Origin of the sequence: Sphingomonas sp. LH128 (assembly GCF_000293195.2) — a bacterium.
GTDB classification, from domain to species: Bacteria; Pseudomonadota; Alphaproteobacteria; order Sphingomonadales; family Sphingomonadaceae; genus Novosphingobium; species Novosphingobium resinovorum_A.
Window position 1 is genome coordinate 1 of the sequence record NZ_ALVC01000378.1, and the last position, 2095, is coordinate 2095.

A 2095-nucleotide genomic window follows, 5' to 3' on the forward strand; every position below is an offset into this window, starting at 1 on the left:
CCGCGACGACCGCCGGCAGCCGCGAGGCGGGCACCGACACGTCCAGCAGCAGCGGCATGGCCATGGCGAGCAGGGACTTGGGACGATGAAGAGGGGGCACTGGAATCTCCGCGCGGCGTGTCGGCACGAAGCGCCTAGCGTAAAAAGGAAAGCAAGATGTGAATGCCGAACCTCATCCGGCGAGCGAGGTCAGGAACGGTGACACCCGCCGGCCGTTGATCGCTTCCTGGAACGCGAGGAATTCCCCAGCCGGGAGTGCCTTGGCATAGAGCCAGCCTTGCGCGAAGCCGACCCCGGCGGCGCGCAAGTAGGCTTCCTGTTCAGGCGTCTCGACCCCCTCGGCGACGATCAGCAGGTTGAGGCCGTGGGCGATCTCGATGACGTGCGGGACGACCACGCTGGTCGCTGCCTCCCGGCCGATGGCATCGACGAAGGACTTGTCGATCTTGAGTGCGTCGAGCGGCAGTGCGGCAAGCTGCGCGAGACTGGAATAGCCGGTGCCGAAATCGTCGATCGCCACCATGTGGCCCTCCGCACGCGCCTTCTCCAGAGTCTCGCGCGCGGCGGCGGCATCCATGAAGCCGCGCTCGGTCGCCTCCAGCCAGACCTGCCGGGGCGCGACCCCGGCCTCGGCCAGCGCATGCGTCAGGACCGGCAGGAAACGCCCGCTCTGCATGTCGATGGCGGAGATGTTGATGGCGACGTGGACGCTGCGCTCGCGCCGCAGCATGTCGGCAAGGTCGGCGACGACGCAGCCGATCATCATGTCGGTGAGCGGTTCGATCAGGCGGTGCTTCTCGGCGAGCGGGATGAAGACCTCGGGCGAGACGCTGGTGCCGTCGCTGCGCTGCCAGCGCAGCAGCGCCTCGGCACCGACGCAAAGGCCGGTCGCGATCTCCATGATCGGCTGGTAGAGCACGTGCAGTTCGCGGCGGCGGATGGCGTCTTCCAGCGCGCGCTCGGGCGTCAGCCTGCGGCGGGACGTCCACACGATCAGCGCGACCAGCAGCGCCGAGGTCAGCAGGGCAAGCGGAACCAGAGCCCACAACTCGCGGGCCATGCGGGACTGGACATAGGCTTCGTCGGTGATGGCAAAGGCGCGGAAATGCCCGTCGTGCACGGAAGTGAAGATACGCGCGCCGACGCGGGCGAAGCCGTCCGAGGACGCGGCCCTGCGCATCACCTCCCCGGGCGCGGTGCCGTTGACGGCGATGATGCGGCCTTGAAGCGTGGCGATGCCGACCGTCATCGGCGTATCGGTCAGCACGTCCACGAAGCGTTCGTGGCTCACCAGCGCGTTGTAGTCGCCGTGATCGACCACGATGACCGGATGGCCGGCGCTGACTTGCGGCGCAACGTTCAGATAGAGGCCGAAGCCGCCGGCCAGTCGCGCATCCGGCGTTCCGTGTGCGACGAGCTTCGTCACCTTGCCCCAACTGGTGCAGGCGAGCTTGCCGTCCTGGAAATAGCCGACTTCCTCCACCGCGAGGTTGTCCACCGCCAGCTTGCGCATCCGCGCGATATGATCCTCTCCGCAGGCGTCCCAATCGACCGCCTGCAGTTCGCGGAATACGTCGGTCACGCGCGCGAAATTGCGCTCCGCACGCCGCAGCGTCCAGTCGCTGTACTCGGCGAGATGCTCGCGTTCGGCCTCCAGAGCACGGTGCCGGGCATAAGCGATGGCGGCTGCAAGCGGCAGGATCGTCGCAAGAGCGGCAAGAATGCCGGCGATGAAGACGATCCGCTGCCGCTGCATGGGCACACTATGTCAGAAAAACTACGTACTTCTACCCGGATTTGCCGACATAGCGGGCCACGGTCCTGCAGGCTTCGCAATGACGAAGCGGAGGTACGCTCAACCCAGCTTCAGTACGCCGTCGATGCGGCGCGGGGCGTTCCACGGATTGCCGTCGCGAAGGCCCTCGGGGAGCAGCGCGAAAGGCATGTTCTGGTAGCACACCGGGCGCAGGAAGCGCTCGATCGCCGAGGCGCCGACCGAGGTTGTCCGTCCGTCCGAGGTCGAGGGGAACGGGCCGCCGTGGACCATCGCGTGGCACACTTCGACGCCGGTGGGCCAGCCGTTGACGAGGATGCG

General features: G+C 67.2%; 1 protein-coding gene and 1 pseudogene. Both read right to left on the reverse strand.

The window, feature by feature from the left end:
- Positions 1-172 precede the first annotated feature (172 nt).
- Positions 173-1756: an EAL domain-containing protein gene (locus LH128_RS25610; RefSeq protein WP_008832601.1), complete on the reverse strand. Its 1584-nt coding sequence runs from the start codon at positions 1754-1756 to the stop codon at positions 173-175.
- A gap of 99 nt (positions 1757-1855) precedes the next feature.
- Positions 1856-2095 (reverse strand): annotated as a pseudogene (locus tag LH128_RS25615) (aldehyde dehydrogenase (NADP(+))); the annotation flags it as partial.

Coding starts and splice junctions, on each gene's coding strand:
- LH128_RS25610 (WP_008832601.1), bottom strand. CDS start 1,756: ATGCAGCGGCAGCGGATCGTCTTCATCGCCGGCATTCTTGCCGCTCTT.